The sequence below is a fragment of the Mesorhizobium sp. Z1-4 genome, assembly GCF_004000235.1.
Lineage (GTDB): Bacteria > Pseudomonadota > Alphaproteobacteria > Rhizobiales > Rhizobiaceae > RCIO01.
The window spans coordinates 96973-113464 of sequence record NZ_RCIO01000004.1; the positions used below are offsets into that span (position 1 = coordinate 96973).

Annotated in this window: 20 protein-coding genes; 19 read left to right on the forward strand and 1 reads right to left on the reverse strand. The window is 63.5% G+C overall.

Annotated features, from left to right (window positions below):
• Position 1: 1 nt before the first annotated feature.
• The 7 genes from EP165_RS15010 (at position 2) to EP165_RS20440 (ending at position 3909) form a co-directional block, all read left to right on the forward strand.
• A complete protein-coding gene (locus EP165_RS15010; RefSeq protein ID WP_127523649.1) occupies positions 2-241 on the forward strand; it encodes a hypothetical protein in 240 nt (79 codons plus the stop codon).
• A gap of 4 nt (positions 242-245) precedes the next feature.
• Positions 246-566: a hypothetical protein gene (locus EP165_RS15015; protein WP_127523650.1), complete on the forward strand. Its 321-nt coding sequence runs from the start codon at positions 246-248 to the stop codon at positions 564-566.
• 51 nt (positions 567-617) lie between these two features.
• On the forward strand, positions 618-866 hold the full coding sequence (locus EP165_RS15020) for a hypothetical protein (protein WP_127523651.1): 249 nt from the start codon (positions 618-620) through the stop codon (positions 864-866).
• Positions 867-896: 30 nt separating this feature from the next.
• Positions 897-1118 carry a hypothetical protein gene (locus EP165_RS15025; RefSeq protein WP_127523652.1) on the forward strand — a complete coding sequence of 74 codons (222 nt, stop codon included), beginning with the start codon at positions 897-899 and terminating at the stop codon, positions 1116-1118.
• Entirely contained in the window at positions 1100-1540 is a 441-nt protein-coding gene (locus EP165_RS15030) for a hypothetical protein (RefSeq protein WP_127523653.1), read from the forward strand. Before EP165_RS15025 ends, EP165_RS15030 begins: the two co-directional genes overlap by 19 nt.
• A 165-nt stretch (positions 1541-1705) precedes the next feature.
• On the forward strand, positions 1706-3598 hold the full coding sequence (locus tag EP165_RS20435) for a hypothetical protein (RefSeq protein WP_164743055.1): 1893 nt from the start codon (positions 1706-1708) through the stop codon (positions 3596-3598).
• Positions 3595-3909 (forward strand): helix-turn-helix domain-containing protein, encoded by a 315-nt coding sequence (locus EP165_RS20440; RefSeq protein WP_164743056.1) that lies wholly within the window; start codon positions 3595-3597, stop codon positions 3907-3909. The genes EP165_RS20435 and EP165_RS20440 overlap by 4 nt, the downstream gene beginning before the upstream one ends.
• Here the strand turns inward: EP165_RS20440 and EP165_RS15040 are convergent.
• The gene (locus EP165_RS15040) at positions 3906-4226 is read right to left on the reverse strand and encodes a hypothetical protein (protein ID WP_127523655.1); all 321 of its coding nucleotides are present in this window, start codon (positions 4224-4226) and stop codon (positions 3906-3908) included. The genes EP165_RS20440 and EP165_RS15040 overlap by 4 nt on opposite strands.
• A gap of 619 nt (positions 4227-4845) precedes the next feature.
• Here EP165_RS15040 and EP165_RS15045 point away from each other — a divergent pair.
• The 12 genes from EP165_RS15045 to EP165_RS15100 all read left to right on the forward strand — a co-directional run bounded on the left by EP165_RS15045 (position 4846) and on the right by EP165_RS15100 (position 16490).
• Positions 4846-5466: a hypothetical protein gene (locus tag EP165_RS15045; protein WP_127523656.1), complete on the forward strand. Its 621-nt coding sequence runs from the start codon at positions 4846-4848 to the stop codon at positions 5464-5466.
• A gap of 342 nt (positions 5467-5808) precedes the next feature.
• Positions 5809-7425 (forward strand): hypothetical protein, encoded by a 1617-nt coding sequence (locus tag EP165_RS15050; protein ID WP_127523657.1) that lies wholly within the window; start codon positions 5809-5811, stop codon positions 7423-7425.
• Between the two features lie 10 nt (positions 7426-7435).
• Complete coding sequence (locus EP165_RS15055) at positions 7436-7813, forward strand: hypothetical protein (RefSeq protein ID WP_127523658.1); 378 nt, start codon at positions 7436-7438, stop codon at positions 7811-7813.
• Between the two features lie 3 nt (positions 7814-7816).
• The gene (locus tag EP165_RS15060; RefSeq protein WP_127523659.1) at positions 7817-8035 is read left to right on the forward strand and encodes a hypothetical protein; all 219 of its coding nucleotides are present in this window, start codon (positions 7817-7819) and stop codon (positions 8033-8035) included.
• An 8-nt stretch (positions 8036-8043) separates the two neighbouring features.
• Positions 8044-9645, forward strand: a complete 1602-nt coding sequence (locus EP165_RS15065; protein ID WP_164743057.1) for a portal protein — start codon at positions 8044-8046, stop codon at positions 9643-9645.
• Complete coding sequence (locus EP165_RS15070; protein WP_127523661.1) at positions 9642-10007, forward strand: hypothetical protein; 366 nt, start codon at positions 9642-9644, stop codon at positions 10005-10007. The genes EP165_RS15065 and EP165_RS15070 overlap by 4 nt, the downstream gene beginning before the upstream one ends.
• Positions 10004-10933 (forward strand): hypothetical protein, encoded by a 930-nt coding sequence (locus tag EP165_RS15075; protein WP_127523662.1) that lies wholly within the window; start codon positions 10004-10006, stop codon positions 10931-10933. The genes EP165_RS15070 and EP165_RS15075 overlap by 4 nt, the downstream gene beginning before the upstream one ends.
• Before the next feature lie 157 nt (positions 10934-11090).
• Positions 11091-12008: a phage capsid protein gene (locus EP165_RS15080; protein WP_127523663.1), complete on the forward strand. Its 918-nt coding sequence runs from the start codon at positions 11091-11093 to the stop codon at positions 12006-12008.
• Positions 12009-12098: 90 nt separating this feature from the next.
• Positions 12099-12731 (forward strand): hypothetical protein, encoded by a 633-nt coding sequence (locus EP165_RS15085; RefSeq protein ID WP_127523664.1) that lies wholly within the window; start codon positions 12099-12101, stop codon positions 12729-12731.
• A gap of 72 nt (positions 12732-12803) precedes the next feature.
• Positions 12804-13448 (forward strand): hypothetical protein, encoded by a 645-nt coding sequence (locus EP165_RS15090; protein WP_127523665.1) that lies wholly within the window; start codon positions 12804-12806, stop codon positions 13446-13448.
• Positions 13449-13452: 4 nt separating this feature from the next.
• A complete protein-coding gene (locus EP165_RS15095; protein ID WP_127523666.1) occupies positions 13453-15927 on the forward strand; it encodes a phage tail protein in 2475 nt (824 codons plus the stop codon).
• On the forward strand, positions 15927-16490 hold the full coding sequence (locus EP165_RS15100) for a hypothetical protein (RefSeq protein WP_127523667.1): 564 nt from the start codon (positions 15927-15929) through the stop codon (positions 16488-16490). The genes EP165_RS15095 and EP165_RS15100 overlap by 1 nt, the downstream gene beginning before the upstream one ends.
• The last annotated feature ends 2 nt before the right edge of the window (positions 16491-16492 follow it).

Genomic DNA, 16492 nt, shown 5'->3' on the forward strand with positions numbered 1-16492 from the left:
GATGGACCAAAACGAAGCGCTCGCAATGATGCGTCGTTGCCGGGAGGAGATCGTTTCGCTCCGGCGCGCGAACGCCGAGCTGGCGCCGAAAGCACAGGCCTATGACGACATGAGCAAGCTAATCCGTGTGGCCATCCCAGAGCGGGCGGTCGGCATGGGTGAGGATCTGGCGTGGACACTCGACAAGCGCATTCGTGAAGTCGAGGCCGAGCTAGAGGCCTCAAAATCCAACGAGGACTAGCGCGATGGCCGGAAAGAAACACAGTCCCAAGCGGGGCATAGCTCCTCCCCGGCGCATCAGGGTCAACGGCCGTGTCGTCGTTGAAGGCAGCGAGTCCCACAAGCGAGCGTTAGCGCAGAGGAAGCCTGCAACGGTTTCGCAGCTGCGCGACCGGATTACCGATCTCGAAGTCGAGAACAGTCACCTCTACGAACGGCTCGCAGAACGCGAGAACCAGTTTCTTGAAGCCGTTGCGGTCAAGGACGCACTCATCAGTGAGTTGCGCGAAAGGCGGTTCGGCAAACGGGTGACGGCCACCGATCTGCAAAATCCGATCCCCTTCTAACCCCTGAAAAACGAGGACAAACGACGATGGCAAAGAGCAGGAAAAGAACCAATGCGCAAAACCCGAAAACGAAAGCCGCAACTGCGGCTGATCAGCGTCAGCCTTCGGTCGCGGCCGAAGGGCCGGCAGAGACTGAAACCGATCTCACCGATGGAGCTGCTGCGCAGGGAACGGATGATCGAGGCGCAGATGCAGCGGCTGGCGGCCAGGGAGACAGCAACATGGCTTCCAAGGCCGATGCCACCGGGGAGGCTGTATCCGGTTCCGGCAACGCCGGGCCAGTGGATGGTGCTGCACTAGGAGCAAGCGAGAATGTGGACACCGCCGCCGATGCTGGAAATGCGCAAACTGCTGGCGCCAACGATGCGGCCGCAGCTGCTAGCCCGGGACCGGCTGCAGAAAACGCCCAGGCCCCGGCCGGAGGCGGGGAAAAGCCGCCCGCTGCCGCGCAAGGCGGGGAAATGCAAGGCGCTGCTGATGCTGCGCCGGATGCGCCCGATGCTGGCGCAGCTGAAACCGAAGAAGCGCCGGCCATGCCCGACCATCCGCTGATGCTCGATCCAAATGCGCTTGCGGCCGGGCTGGCCGCCAGTGCCGCCTATGGCACCCGCGAACCGCGCCCGACAGTCGATACCGGCTTTGTCGGCGGCGGCGACCTCTCGCTTGACCGGATGAACACGGCCGCCGCCTTCGTGCGTGGCAACCCCGACGCACCGGCAGGTGCGATTCCCATCGAATTGAAGCTGAAAGGTTTTCGCGATTTGCCGGAGCAGGGGCTGCGCGAAATGGCGGCCTGGGATGTCTTCGCCTTCACGCTGAAACGGCTCGACGCGCTGGACGCGGAGATTGACCGCCGGCGCGAGCAGGCGGAGCGCGAAGCGAAGCCGCCACAACGGCCGGTGGCGCATGGCAAGCTGGCAATGACGCCGGCCGAGCCGCCATTCAGCCCGTCCGGCTTTTCCCCTCGGCACTAGGAACCTCTCCTCCTACTGGTGCCGTGCACGGCCGGCGGGCCTGACCAATCTCCCCAGGCCCGCCGGTTTTATCTCCTCGGGGCGCTCGCCCTTAAGCTCCTCGGGAACGCCTCGTCGCTGGCGAACGCGCGACCGACATCAACGTGACATCAGGCTGGTTCGCATTTGCCCAAGAAGCCACAGACACAGACCGGCGCCCGCGCCATCCGCGCCATCTTCGCCGATGCCAAGCATGAGGCGGTGGACGATCCGGCAAGCCTGGAGACCGCCGACCCGAACCTGCCGCGCGACGGCATCAAAGCAGGTGAGTGGGAAGGCGCACCATATGACCGCATGCCGCCGGCCGAGCTCGGCAACAAGGTGCGGGTAGTTGGGCGCGATGCGGAAGGTCTTGTTTACGCCATTTCGACCACCGGCCATATGCGCCGGATGGAAAAATGGGACGTGCAGTCGCTGACCGACCTTTACGCGCCCGACGCCAACAGTCTGCTGTTTTTCTGGCCCGCGCGCGGCAAGAAAATGGTCTACGACCCCGAGCTGGAAAAGATGGTCGAAAAGCTGGTTGTCAATCGCGTCGAGCGGGACAAGGCCATGATGTGCATGATCAACGAGGCGGCCAGGAAGCCCGATTTCGACCCCAACACACAGCATCGCGGCCGTGGCGGCTGGGAAGACAAGCAGGGGCGTTTCATCTGGCATTCGGGCGGCTGGCTCTGGTCGGTGAAGCCAAAGGGCGCGGCCACACAGCTGGAGCGCTCGCGGCCGGCCCAGCATGAGGGCTTTCTGTATACGCGCCAGGCCGGCACGATCGAGCCATGGAACGAGGCCGTGGCGGCGCAGGAGAGCCCCGCCAGGCGCATTCTTGAGGATCTGCGCACATGGAACTGGCAGCGGCCGTTTCTCGACCCGCTGCTGGTGCTTGGCTGGATTGCTACCGCGCTGATGGGCGGCGCGCTGAAAGCCCGGCCGATCGTGTTCACGACCGGCGGCGCCGGCGTGGGCAAAAGCCGGCTGCAGGAGCTGGTGCGCTCCGCGCTCGATGGCGCCGTGATCAACTCGGTGAACACCACGGCCGCCGGCATCTATCAACGCGTGAAGCTCGATGCGCTGCCCTTCATGGTCGACGAGCTGGAATCGAAACCCGGCTCGACCAGGGCCGAAAGCGTGATCGAGCTGGCGCGCGTGGCCTATACCGGCGGCGACATTTCACGCGGCGGCCAGGACCATGAGGCGACCACCTTCACGGCGCGCAATTCGTTCTTCTTTTCCGCCATCATTCCCCCGCCCATGGGCGCGCAGGACAAAACCCGCATGGCGATTCTCAACCTGCAGCAGCTGGAGCGGCCGGGCAATTCCGGCCGCGAACTGATCCTGCAGCCCGAGACGGACGGCCGCATGCTGTTGCGCCAGGTGATGGACGGCTGGACCGATTTCCGCGACCGGCTTTTGCCCGACTATGCGACCATTCTTTCGGCCCAGGGCATGAGTGCGCGGGCGATCGACACCTATGGCACGCTGCTGGCGGCCGCGCAGCTCCTGATCGGCGAGGAAGCCATGGAAGATGTCGGCCTGCCTGTGACCGACGCCGAGAGCCTGGGCGCGGCGATCGCCACCGCGACGGAGGCCGACCGCACCGAAAATCTCGACCACTGGCACAAGGCCGTGGACATGCTCTACCAGTCCTCGATCGAGGCCTGGCGCGACGGCGTGAAACCGACCGTGGGCGAAGTGTGCGACCTGTTCATGCGCGGCAACTTCACCAGGGAGGAGGCCCGTATTCGCCTGCAGCTGGTCAATCTGGGCGTCATGGATGCCACCTGGGCCGGGCCCAACGCCGGGCCGGTGCTGGCCATACCCGGCGACGGCCAGGTGCTGCGGCGCATCTATGCCGACAGCGAGTTCAAGCAGGGCAACTGGATTGCCGCCTTGAAGCAGGCGCCCAGGGGCATCGTGCATGCCGGCAAGAAGGTGAAGATAAACGGCTCGACCAGGCACTGCCTGCTGCTGGACCTGAAAGCCTTCGACCAATACGCCGCCACCGGGGAGAAGCCGAGGTGACCCGCTGCCCCTGTTGCGGCCAGGAGCTGCCGGCGGGCTATGTCGCGCCGCGCGAGGAACTGGCGGGGCGGCTCAATACGGATAGTCCGGTCTTTCATTCGATCGTGCGGCGCTTGGCATGGCGGCCAGGCCTGTTCGTCGGCACCGCCGAACTGGTCGATTATGTCTACCGCGATGACCCTGATGGCGGGCCGCTCGATGCCAACAAGTGCATTCAGATCGCTATCACCCGGTATCGCCAGCAGCTTGAGCCGTTGGGCTGGGAAATCAAAACCCGGTTCGGACGCGGCTATCGCCTGATGATCCGCTAGGCGCTTTCCACCCGCCATTTCGCCCTGCGCACTGTCCAGACGCGTTCCAGCCGCCGCACGCGGATTGCCTGGCGCTCGCCGGCGGTTGGATGCTGCACGGCCACGCGCATGGGCTCGCGGCAGGATTCGCAGCGCATGAGCGCCCCGACGCTGCTGCAGTCGATATCCCCGAACAATGTGATCAGATCGGCTGGCACGTACCACCTGGCGCGGCCGCTGCCGCAATAGCATACGGCCTTGAACAAAGCGCCCTGGTCGCGCGCGGCCGAGAGACGATAGGGCGGCAGGCCTCGGCGCTGGCGGTGCTGTTCGGGCATTCCTTCGCAATAGGAACGAATGCCTATCGCGTCAAGACCGCAGGCGGAATGACCAGAGGCAAAAGAGCGCGCCAGCGCCGTCATTCGAGGCCGTCAGCAGCCCGGCGCGCGGCGGCGGTGAGGCGTGTCACGCATGGAACAACCAGCGGCCCGGCAGGGCCGCGCCGCTTGCTTTCAACCCGCGCCCGAGCCCCTGAATTTCCATCAATTTCCGCCGCCGCAATTGACGCCCGCGCCCCGTCCCGATTGGGCGTGAAATTGATCCGCCTCGCGCCTTTCCATTGCCAGCAATTGACGCAGGCGGATTTGGCGGAACCTGACCACCTGGCGACGGGATCGGGGACGGTTACCCGGTTACATCGCGGTTACACCACTGGTAACCAAGAAAACCCAAGGAAATCAACGACATGAGCGCTACGGTTACCGGATACCCGGAATGCATCACTCGCATGCACGCGCGCGCGCGTGCGCGTATGTGAGGTAACCGTGTAACTTGTAACCGGGTGGGTATATCTATCTGAAATTGCAGCGCAAAAGCCGGTTACATCGCGGTTACCCGGCGCCATCAGCAGGTGACCGCATCGGCGCTGAATAAAAAATCCCCTATGGAGCGTTTTCGATGAGCGATCGACCGTCAGAAGGGTATCGGACAGCCCACACGCCGAGCTCGGCCGGTGACGACCAGGCGGCCGAGAGCTCCGACCAGGCCGCGCCCGAGCTGACCGGAGCCGATCCCGCCGACCTTCTGGCCGGCCTGGATGACGAACAGGCTGCCGACGCCCTGGAATTGGTCGCCGAAACAGCATTGACCGCGCGGAGGGGTGCGGGAAGGCCGCAAGGCGCTTTGAACCGCAAGAACAACGACATGATCGCCTACCTGCAGGCGAAGGGGCACCGCGACCCGTGGGTAACGTTGAGCCTGATCCAGTCGGCCGATTTCGCGGCTTTGTGCGCAATGGTCGGAGCCGGAACGGGCAAGGCGAAGATGGCCGTGCTCAAGCTGCAGAAGGATGCGGCGGATGCGATCATGCCATACAACCACGGCAAGATGCCGACGACTGTCAATCTGACCGGCAACGGCAGCAAGCGGCCGCTGATGGTCATCGGTGAAATGAACATCAACCAGGTGTCGCATGACGGCTATATGAGCGCCGGGGAACCTGTACCGAAAAGCCAAGGAAATCAGCGGGTTATCGACGGCGAGGCCGTGCGACAAACCGACGATACCGGCGATAGCTGACTAAGCCATTGATTTCGTTGGTTGCGTGACTGATCGCAAATCACTTGCCGAACCTCGCAAAACTGCTGATCGAGGGCAGGGCATGCCCGGCGATTGGCCTGGCCGGTGCGCGCCTGGCGTAGTGCCGCTACCCCGCCCCACCCCTCGCGCATGCCCGCACCCGCGAGGGCCGAATTTCCAAAACGGCACCCCCTCCACCCCCATGGGCTCCGGTGGGCCTCACACACACCGGCCTTTTCAAGCCTGCCTGCACTGGACTCGCGGCGGTCGCAAATAAATTCGTGCCGGTGAATCGGGGCGCGGGTTCGAGGGTGCGCGCCCGCAAAAGCAAGGAAATCGGGCATGGGTCCAGAACCGCAATTCGACCTTGTGCGCAAATATCTGCCGCCGGGGCCGGTGGCGACCAAGTTCATTCAGTCGCAAGGGCCTATAGACCTGATCATGGGCCCCTGGGGGTCGGGCAAGACGGTGGCCTGCGTTTTCAAGTTGGTCACGCATGCCGCGGTTAACTTTCCGATCTGCAGGGATGGCGTCGTGCATGTGCGGGCGGCCGCGATCCGCGACACCTACCGCGAAATGGCCAAGACGGCGTTGGCGACCTGGCTGGAGTTCTTTCCGAAAGGTGGCCCTTACACGGCCAGCGACAAAGACGCCTTCTCCGGCGGCCAGGACCGCCCCGTCAAACACGTGCTCGAATGGGACATCTTGCGTCCCTGGTATGCCGGTAAGGGCCTTTGGGAAAAGCGAAAGACCGTAATTCGCCTCGAAATGGAGTTCGGCGCGATCGGCGAACAGAATCTCGATAGTTTCTTCAAGGGCTACGAGATTTCCATGGGTTGGCTCAACGAGTGCGACCTTGTGCATGAGGATGCGCCCGGCCGCCTTTACGGTCGCACGGGGCGGTATCCTCCACGCTCCGAAATCATGGAATGGGAAGCCGAGCGGCTGGGTACGACTGAGGATCCAGACAGTGGCGCGGAAACGATGAACGTACCGCGCATCGTTTGCGGTGACTATAACCCGCCAGACGAAAGCAACTGGACCTATAAACGCCACATCGAGGAGCCGGAAAAATGGCCCGGCTACAACTTTTTCCAGCAGCCTTCCGGTCTGTCACCGCAAGCCGAAAACCGCATCGGTAAATCGCGCAAGCAGTATGAGGAGGAGGAGCGCCAGTTCGGCGGGCCTGATACGCCGGAAAGCCGCCGCAACGTGCATGGCATGTACGCGCCGAAAGCCAGCGGAACCGTGATCTTTTCGCGCTTCAACGTACTGCGCAACCGTGCCGACCAGCCGCTGCGGATCGTCAAAGAGCTGCCGTTTTACGTGGGGATGGACGCCGGCGGCCGCCCGGCCGCGAAGATTGCCCAGATCATGCCCAACGGCCAGTTGCGACACCTGCGCGAAGTGATTTCGGACGCCAAGATCGTCACCGGCCCGTCCCGCTTTGCCGAGAATGTCATGGAAGTGCTGTTGCGCGACTTCGCCGGCATGCGGTGCGCGGGCGCCTGGGCCGATCCGTCCTCCTGGTACGGCGCCGACAAGAAGGCGGGCGAGCTGGCCTGGGTGGAAACCGTGTCGATGGCGCTGCAGATACCGATCCTGCCCACTGCGAGCAACGATCTCGGAGCCCGCTTCGAGGCGGTTGACTGGTATCTCGGCGACATCGACGCCAATACGCCGCGCATGCTGGTTGACCCGTCCTGCATTTACACGATCCGGGGTTATGTTTCGCAATACCAGCTCACCAAGAATTCCAGCGCAAGCAAAACTGACGGTCTGCAAGTCGAAAAGAACGAATACTCGCACATCATCGAGGCCGACCAGTATCTTTGCTATGGCTATCGCGGGCCTGTCGCCGTCAAGAAAGAGGCCGCGCAGATGGGCCGTTCGGGCAATGTGGTTCCGATCCGCAGCGTGACGGCCAAGTCTGACTTCGATGTCTTCCAACGGCGATAGCTGGCGCATCGTGTCGCCGGCGCCGGGCTCGGCGGCGCTCGCGGTCGCGGGCGCGCGCGCGAGAGAGAGACGCGGCGTGCTTGCCCAGGTGCGAACGGCGGATTCGCTCGCCGTCTATCGTGGCAGCGAACCCTTGGCCGTTGTGATGCTGGCACGGCATGGCTGGCGGCGAACCGAAATGGCGATGGCGATTCGCCGTGAGGCCGCCCCGCACATGCGCCGTCTCATTCGTCTGGCGCAATTGACGCTTTTCCGCCTGGCCCAAGATCGCCTCATCGTCGTTTCCATTCAGCCCTCAAATCTGGCCGGGCAAAGAATGGCGATGCTTTCGGGCTTCTGCCGAGCGCGGCTGAAAAACCCGTTCCTGTGGGTCTATCGGAGGGAATGAGCGATGAAGCTATTCGGTGGCGGCAGAAGCTCCAGCAGCAGCACCAGCAGCAGCGATTCGGTCAAGGCAGCGGAGGAAAGCCGCAGGGCGCAGGCCGTTGCCAACGATCGTCAACTGGCCGAACAGCGCGCGCGTGACGAGCGCACGGCGGCAAGCCGACGCAAACCACGCGGCCGCAGGCTGTTTGTGAGCGGCACCGACGCAAACAGCAAATTGAGCTGATCCTTCCCGTGGCCGACACCTCCGAACTCTCGCCGGTAGCGAAGGCGCGGCAACGCTCGCGCCAGGCATGGAACAGCCGTTCTGGCTGGGACCAGCTGTACCAGGACGCCTATGACTACGTGCTGCCAAACCGGCGGCCGGGCGGGCAGGGCGTCTCCAAGAACCCCGCGACATACATTTTCGACATGACCGGGCCCAATTCGGCCATCTACGGGGCCGGCCAGCTGCAGCGCCAGGTGTTTCCGCTATCGACACCGTTTGTCGCCGAAACCGGCCCGTTGCTTGCCCAGCGTCTAAGCGCCGGCGAGCGCGCGGTTTTCGACCGCGAGCTGAACCGCGTCGCCAACTTCGTCTATCCGTTTTTCCAGTCAGGCTCTTTCGACACGGCCGTGCATGAATACTGCACCGACCTGATGATTGGCACCGGCGCATTGCTGCCGCTCAAGGGCCCTTCGATCGAGGAACCGCTGCTTTTCTGCACCATCCCGCAGGATGAAATCGCCATCGGGCAAGACGCCTGGGGCCGCACCAACTTTGTCAGCTGGAAACGGGCCAATCTCGGCCGCGAGGCCGCACTTCTGGCCTGGCCGAACGGCAATTTCACCAAGGATTTTCGCGATCGCGCGAAAGACCGGCCATATGAGGAAATCACGGTCTACCAGGATTTCCGCAAGCTGCCGGACGGCCGCTGGGAATTCGTCGCGTACCTCGAAAAAGACGGTGACGACTTCATTGCACGCAGCGTCACGCTGACACAGCCAATCGCGGTCGGCCGCTTCTATCGTGTCGCTGGCGAAGCCTACGGCCGGGGCCCGGTGCTTTTTGCGCTGCCGACCATCAAGACGGTCAACAAGGCGCAGGAGCTGGTGTTGAAGTCGGCAGCAATCCAGCTGCTGGGCATCTGGGGCTACCGTGCCGGCGGCACGTTCAATCCCGACACGATCCGCCTCGGCCCTGGTGAGTTTTGGCCGATGCACTCGACCGGCGGCGTTCTGGGCCCTGACGTGCAGCGGCTCGATCCCGCATCCGGCCGCCTGGACGTGGCGCGGCTGATCGTCGGCGGCGGCCAGCAACAGATCCGTGACGCAATGCTGGACACCCGGATTTACGACGATGGCGGCACACCGCCCTCGGCTTCCGAAGTGGCGGCGCAGCTGCAGCAGAACACCAACATTCACGTCGGCGCCTACGGCCGGCTTGAGCGCGAAACAGTGCCGGTCGTGGTCGCTCGGTCGATGGAAATCCTCAACGGCTGGGGCCTGCTGCCGCAGCTGATGAGCTTCAACGAGCTGCTAACCTCGATCTACTTCAATTCGCCGGCACGCATGGCCATGAAGGCCGACCAGACCCGCGCAGCCATGCAGTATTACGAGCTGGCAGCGACGATCGCCCCGCAGTCGGTCAGCGAATACATCCACAAGGGGCGGCTGCTTGAACACGTGCGCCAGACCTCGGTTGTGCCGGCCACCATCCTGCCCAGCCCGGAGGAGGCGGCCGCAGCACGCGAACAGGCACAGGGTGAGCAGCTGGCCGGTGTAGCAGGCGAAGCAACCGTGCGCGCCGCGCCGCAGCTGGTGCAGGCCGCCCAGGCGGAGGCCGAAGCAGCGTGAGCGGCCCTGCAGCATTCGGCCGCCAGACGGCGGCAATCGAGAATTTCGTTCGTCAAACACCCGATTGGGACGGGCTGGAAAGAGCTCTTTTCGGCAGTGAAGGCGCGCCCGATCCGCACCGGCCCGACGATCGCGTCAAGAAATTCCTGGCCGCCATCTGGCGCACGCCGGAGGGGCGCGAGTTTATCGAATGGCTTGCCGACCTCACCGTGCGGTCGGCCCCGGAGCCTGGCGGGCTGACCTTTGAAGGCCAGCACATCGCGCACGCCAAACACGAGACACGCTGGGCCCTGGGGCAAGCGGTTTTCCGCGCCCTGGCCGAAGGCGACGAGTTGATCAACCAGACGGAGCCACGACGATGAAAAACCTGCTTGAACGATATCTTCGCGAGATCCCGCGTGTGCCCGATGGCGGCGGCAGTGGGGAAGGTGCAGCCGCCGGCGGAGAGGGCGGCGGCGAAGGCGGTTCCGGTGACGGCGGTAACGCCGGCGGCGGAGGCGAGGGCGGCGCTGCTGCTGACGGTGGCTCCGGCGATGGCGGCGCCGCCCAGCCATACCGGCCCCAAGGCCTGCCTGAAACCATGTTCGGCAAAGACGATCGCGAGACCATGGACAAGATGGCAACCGCGCTCAATGGCTATCGCACACGCGAAAGCCAAGTCGGCAAGGATGCCGATGCCTACAAGGCCTTCGATTTCGACAAGCTGCAGATTGCCGACGATCTGAAACCGCATATGGACGGGCTTGCCCAAGACCCGATCATGGAGGCGGCGGCAAACTACGCACTCGAAAACAAGATGCCGGTGCCGATGATGCAGGGGCTTGTCGCCACCGTCTATGGCGAGGCCATGAAGGCTGGCGTGTTCGAGGGCTTTGTGGACGTGAACGCCGAGCGCGCCGCGCTGCTGCCAGAAAGCGCAAAGTCGCTTGCCCAGGACAAACAGGATGCTGCGATCGACGCGCGCATGCAGGCCAACGAGGATTGGGTGAAGCTCAACACGGCGAGCAAGGACAATCCGAACGGCATGCCGCAGGAAGTGGCCGACCACATGCTGCTGATGCTCATGGACACGGCCAAGGGCAACCAAGCGATCGAGTGGATGAAATCAAGGATTACCGGCGCGGGCGATGCCCAGCCGAATGCCGGCGCAGGTCATGGTCCAGGCCAGCTTACTGCAGAAAAGCTGCGTGAACGGTCTGCGCTGCCGCAGAACAATCCCGGCCCCCAATTCGACCAGAAGTCCTATGACGAGCTGCAGGCAGACTACCGAAAGCTGCACGGAGAATAGGACCGCAATTGACGCGTGCGCGGGCGGGGCATCCTCGCCCGGCGCAACCAAGGGTGCGACCCGGCGACGTGACGGCTATCCTTCACCGGACCCCGAACAGACCGGCTCTATCGGCCCCGAGGATTGCTTTTGACACAGCAACCAAAGGGGTTTTCCCATGTCACAGAACATTGCCAACTGGTATCGCGAAGTCATCAAGGACAAGGTGACCGTCGCCTTCCAGGCCCATGGCGGCCTGCTCGACGGCACAATGATGTCTGGCGACATCCAGGCCAACACCGTCAAGTTCCCGACCGTCGGCCGCACGGAAGTGTACAAGCTCACCGGCGCGATCGAAAAAGTGCCTACCGGCGGCCCGTCGCTCGGCACCGTCCAGGTCACCATGGACGATTTCGAAGCTTCCGACTGGTGGCGCACGCAGGACGCCTACAAGGCCGGTCCGAACGAACAGCAGGCGCTGGCGAACATCATCGTAAAGGCAGTTCGCCGCAAACGCGACACGATCAAGATCGACGCGCTGACCGCCTTCGCCAATCTCGGCGGTTCTGGCGTCACGAATATCGGCGACGGAACCGAAGTTATCGATATCCTGCACACCGAGCGCGCGCGCGCCGAGATCGCGGCGACCGGCGCAGACGACACCGGCGAAGTCAGCGTGTTCGCCCTGTTCCCGGCTATGTGGATGAGCCAGCTGGCCTTCTACAAGGAATTCGCAGATGCGCAGTGGGTCGGTCTCGAAAATGCACCGTTCTCCAAGGCGCAGCGCGCCCGAATGAAAACGGTGCGTGGCGTCCATTACATCGAGGGGCCGGACGAGTACTTCAACGAGTACGAGACCGGAAAGCTCGAAGCCTTCATGTGGCACAGGGAGTCGATGGGCGCGGAAATGCCGTGGAATCAGGAAGCGCCCTCAATGACCCAGCACACCGAGTATCAGGGCTCACCCTGGTTGATCAAGGCTGGGCTGGGCGGGGCCGCCATCGGCATCCAGGGCGCCGGCGTCAAGCGTCTGCGCATGTCCAAAATAGCAGCCCCGACACGTCCGGCCCAGCCGACCATAGCCGTGACGCCGTAAGGGCGGAGCGTCCATCCGATCCATAGGGCGGCGGTCTCCGCCGCCCTGACAGAAACGGGGCAATCGTCCCCCATTCGAGGAAAAGACCAAATGTCTCTCAATCTTCGTTCCCTGGCGCTCTGGGCATCGGCTCCTTTCGGGCTCTCGACCGCCGCCGCCAGCAAGGTGAACTTCTACACCTATGCCAGCGCCGACAGCCTCGCGACCATTCTGGCCGCCGGCTATTTCAACGACGCCCGCGACAAGCTGCAGGTCGATGACGTAATTTTCGTCCTGTCCGCTGCAGGCGGGGCGTCGGCGTTCACCACAATCATCATGGATACAGTGCCCACATCGGGCAATGTTCTCGTTCGTGGTGATACCGACGAAGGCGGAGGCGAGGTACGCGCCGTCACTGCTACGGACGACGGCCTGACTACCGGCCAGCTCCTCGCGACCGATACCTTTGTTGGCGTCACCAGCGCCGATGCCAACCATATCGTCACTGCCCCGCCGATCGCCGACGTTCCGCTCGGCAAGGAAATCTGGGGCAAGAATGGCGGCACGGCGTTCGAGTTCCGCACCCCGGCTGCGTCCAACACCAAGATTAACAATGTGGACGCGGACAACACCGAGGCGGCCGTGGCGGCGAATACCAGCTTCATGCTGAAAAAGATCGCCGCCGACGAATGGGCGCTGGTCACAATCGTTGCCGGCACGATCGCGGCGCCAGCTGTCGATTAAGCCTGACACAAAAAGGCCGGGCGGCCCCGCGCCGCCCGGTTTTCCAGTTCCATTCCTGCGAGGCGCGCCGCCATGCCCGACGATCAACTCACCAAGGCCACAATCGTCAATTGGTCGCTGGTCGAGCTCGGCCAGGCGCCCAATTTCTCCATTACCGAAGAAACACGGCTCGGCGGCATCGTCGACAAGATGTGGCCGCGCGCCGTTGCGCGCTGTTTCGGCCTGACAGACTGGCCTTTCTGTCGCCGCACCTATTCGCTCACCCGCCAGTCGGCAACGCCGGTGACCGGCTACCGCTACGGGTTCGATCTGCCCCGCCCGCGGTTCGGCCCGCCGGTCAAATATCTGGAAGGCAATCCACGCGACAACCGCCCGGTGCGGGACACGCGCATTGAGGGCGAGACGGTTTTTGCCGACACGGAGACCCTTTCGGCTGTCTGCCTGGTCGAAGTTAACCCCGAATATTGGGACGGGCAGTTTGCCGACTGCTTTGCGATCGCGCTGGCTTCCTATCTTTCTGTGCCGCTGCTGCAGGACATCGAGCTTGCCCGCGAAAAGGAGGAGCTTGCGTTCGGAAAACGCATGGAGGGCGGTGCCGGCGGCGCTTTCGGCCGCCTGATCGCGCAGCATCGCGCAGCCGGGCCGCTCGCCACGCCCACCGATGCCAGCACGCTTTCGGGCGGCCGCAGCGGCGGCGCCTGGCACGGAAGGTATTGACAGCGTGGTCGCGCGCCCAACAACTCCCTTTCGCTCCGCCAACGCCGGCGAGTTCTCGCAAGACGCCGCCGGTCGGGTCGATATCAAGCAGTATTATTCGGCCGGTCTGGCATTCAAGAACATCGAGCCGGTACCGCAGGGCGGTTTCCGCCAAATGGGCGGTTCCTGGCGCGTCGGCAAGTGGCGGCGTCCGCTCGTCTCGCGCGCCATAACATCGCCGTCGCTCGATGCCGGCCCGCACACCGGAACGCAGACGGTGTGGACCGGCACAGTTGCCGGAACCGTCGCGGCCGTGCTGATTTCAGGAATCACCTGGTCGGCCGGCAATGTGACATTCATTGTCGAAGCCTTTGTTTCGGGCGAGTGGGTGCAGGTTGGCGGCAATCTCTCGGTTGACGGGAGCGCAGCAACCCGGCTCGCGGCGTTTGCGCCAGGCGGACAGCAAACCGCAACGAGCCTGCGCATCAGGGCTACATTCTCGACTTCCTCGACGATCGGGATCGCAAGTGTCGCCGCCTATTATGAAGATGGCACGCCGCTCGCGCCGCGCGCCGTTGCACTGGCAAGCGACGACGGCACCGAATATCGCTGCTTTATCACCGAGGGCGTGGCCGACTTCTTCAACGATGGCGGGCATTGCGGCGCCGCATGGCTGCCGGACGTGACGGAAGCCATGTTGCCCGATCTCGATTTCTACGCAGAAGCGCGAACGATCGGCGTCTTTCACGGCTCACTCGAAACGATCCGGCTTTTTCTGCCGACCGTCGGATTGCACGCAAACTGGCGCGTCGATTTGTGGCCCTATGCAGCATTGCCGCTGGCAGACCTCGGTGGCTCGTATTCCAAGACAAACGACGTTTGGGAAATCTTCGTTCGATGGACGGGCACACCACAGGTTTTCCTTGCGCTGACGGTGAACGGCGAGACGACGCCGGCCATTCCGGTACAATCCGGCGGGTCACCGGCAGACATCAGCACTACGTCATCCGGCGATCGCAATGCGTGGGCTGCAGCTCTGGAGGATGCGCTGGAAGACCTGCCGTCGCTCGGCGCCGGCGTGACGGTTGGTTATGTCGATGTGGGCAGCTCTGCCAGCTTCAAGCTGGTCGTCACCTTCGGCGGCGCGCTTTCGGGTGTCGAATACCAGTTCTCCGCGACTGTGACCAACACGTCGGACGCTTCGGCGCTGCCTTATCACACGGCAATCGGCGAAACCGATTTCGAGCCGGTCTGGTCATCCTCGCGAGGCTGGCCGGGATTTGCGGAGCTGGCGCAGGACCGCATGCTGCATGTCCGTAATCCGGCGGTTCCCGGTGCCATCGGCTTTTCGGAAAGCGGCGAATATTTCACCTTCAACCTGCAGGCGCAGGGCGACAACGCAGCCAGGTTCGACAAGCTGCGCAGCCAGACGGCGGAGACCGTTCTAGCGGTGAAGGAATCGACCTATCTGCTGGCTTTCAGCAACAAGGCGGCATACTTCAATTCCAACCGTACAATCTCGCGAAATTCACCGCCCAATTTCGTCAAGGCGTCCGAAATCGGCATCCAGCCCAATTGCCGCCCGTTCGATCTGGAGGGCGTTGACTATTTCATCGCCATCAACCCCAACGGCCTGGCCGATTATTCGGAGGGCGGCAAGCAGCTTCTGGAAATCGTGCCGGACAATCTTTCGGCCGACACGCGCTATGTCGCCAACCCGGTATCGCTGCTTTCGACACACCTTGTCGACAAGGTGATTCGTGCTTCACGGCAGCGCCCGGAGACCGATCTGGACGCGGCGAAAGGCTGGCTGATGCGGTCTGACGGCCGGCTCGTTGCGGGGCAGTTCATCAAAAGCCAGGAAATTCTCGGCTTCTGCGAATGGATTGCCGCCAGCGGTGGCCAGGTGCGTGAAATCCTGGTGGACAACAAGAACAGCCTATGGCTGGCGATCGAGCGCAGCGGCGCCTATTCGATCGAGCGCTACGACACCGCGCAGTGGCTGCAGGATGCGGTCGAGGCAACGCCGGACCTGGCGGGCGCCGTGACCGGGCTTCCATACGAAGACGACGCGGAAGTCTGGGCGATCGCCGATGGCTTCGTTGTCGGCCCGTTCACCGTGTCGGCCGGTGCGCTCAATCTCGGCGACAGTTTTTCGGAAGCCACAATCGGCCGGTGGCGGGCGCCACTCTTCCAAAGCATGCCGATGGTTTTCGTAAACTCGAATGACGAGGTGGTCTGGCGGCCGGGGCGCATACATACGGTGCATGCAAACCTGATCGGCACATCCTCGATTGCAATCGGCGCAAACGGGGAATCGCCGCTTGAAGTGGACCTTACCCGTTTCGGAGACGCAGACGACGCGCCGCCGCCGGCGCGCACGGAGCTGCTGACTGTCACCGGGATTGCCGGCGCAACCGAAGGAACAACGGCGGTCATCACCCAATTGCGGCCAGGCGCTCTGCGCATCCGCGACATTTCCCTGGGAGCAAAACTCTAATGGCTACGCTCTTTACCGGCATTGGCGCACTTCTTGGTATCGGCAAAGGCGCGGCGGCGGCGGCCGGCGTTGCAGGCGCCGCGACGACGGCGACAACCGTCGCGAGCTCCGGCATTTCGCTGGCATCCATACTCCAGGGGGTGGCGACCGTCGCCGGCGTCGTCGCCTCAATCAGCGCGGCCAATGCCGAAGCGGAGACCCAGGAACTCGCTGCCGACGACGCGGATCGCGAACAGGCAATCGAGACAGTGCAGGGCATCGAGCGGCGCAGCTCAATAAAGCGCGCGCTGGTTGACGCCATCGGCGCACAGGACGTTGCCTATGCCGCGTCGGGGCTCGACCTCACATTCGGCACGGCAGCGCAAGCGCGGAAAGACGCTTATCGCGAAGCTGATCTGGGCCTGACATCGGCAACCGGAACGGAACAGATCAGCTCATCGCGGCTTATGGAGCGGGCGGCAAACTATCGCACGGCCGCGAAGCGCACGCGCACGCTCGGGCTTTTCAAGGGTCTCTCGCAAGGAATTGGCGGCTTTTCGTCGCTGATCAGGCGGGGAGCATAGGC

Excerpts from the sequence above, each read along its gene's own strand:
- EP165_RS15020 (WP_127523651.1), top strand. The coding sequence starts at position 618 with ATGCGCAAAACCCGAAAACGAAAGCCGCAACTGCGGCTGATCAGCGTC.
- EP165_RS15050 (WP_127523657.1), top strand. The coding sequence starts at position 5,809 with ATGGGTCCAGAACCGCAATTCGACCTTGTGCGCAAATATCTGCCGCCG.
- EP165_RS15010 (WP_127523649.1), top strand. The coding sequence starts at position 2 with ATGGACCAAAACGAAGCGCTCGCAATGATGCGTCGTTGCCGGGAGGAG.
- EP165_RS15030 (WP_127523653.1), top strand. The coding sequence starts at position 1,100 with ATGCCCGACCATCCGCTGATGCTCGATCCAAATGCGCTTGCGGCCGGG.
- EP165_RS15090 (WP_127523665.1), top strand. The coding sequence starts at position 12,804 with ATGCCCGACGATCAACTCACCAAGGCCACAATCGTCAATTGGTCGCTG.
- EP165_RS15085 (WP_127523664.1), top strand. The coding sequence starts at position 12,099 with ATGTCTCTCAATCTTCGTTCCCTGGCGCTCTGGGCATCGGCTCCTTTC.
- EP165_RS15045 (WP_127523656.1), top strand. The coding sequence starts at position 4,846 with ATGAGCGATCGACCGTCAGAAGGGTATCGGACAGCCCACACGCCGAGC.
- EP165_RS15040 (WP_127523655.1), bottom strand. The coding sequence starts at position 4,226 with ATGCCCGAACAGCACCGCCAGCGCCGAGGCCTGCCGCCCTATCGTCTC.
- EP165_RS15080 (WP_127523663.1), top strand. The coding sequence starts at position 11,091 with ATGTCACAGAACATTGCCAACTGGTATCGCGAAGTCATCAAGGACAAG.
- EP165_RS15025 (WP_127523652.1), top strand. The coding sequence starts at position 897 with ATGCTGGAAATGCGCAAACTGCTGGCGCCAACGATGCGGCCGCAGCTG.
- EP165_RS15075 (WP_127523662.1), top strand. The coding sequence starts at position 10,004 with ATGAAAAACCTGCTTGAACGATATCTTCGCGAGATCCCGCGTGTGCCC.
- EP165_RS15060 (WP_127523659.1), top strand. The coding sequence starts at position 7,817 with ATGAAGCTATTCGGTGGCGGCAGAAGCTCCAGCAGCAGCACCAGCAGC.
- EP165_RS15015 (WP_127523650.1), top strand. The coding sequence starts at position 246 with ATGGCCGGAAAGAAACACAGTCCCAAGCGGGGCATAGCTCCTCCCCGG.
- EP165_RS15100 (WP_127523667.1), top strand. The coding sequence starts at position 15,927 with ATGGCTACGCTCTTTACCGGCATTGGCGCACTTCTTGGTATCGGCAAA.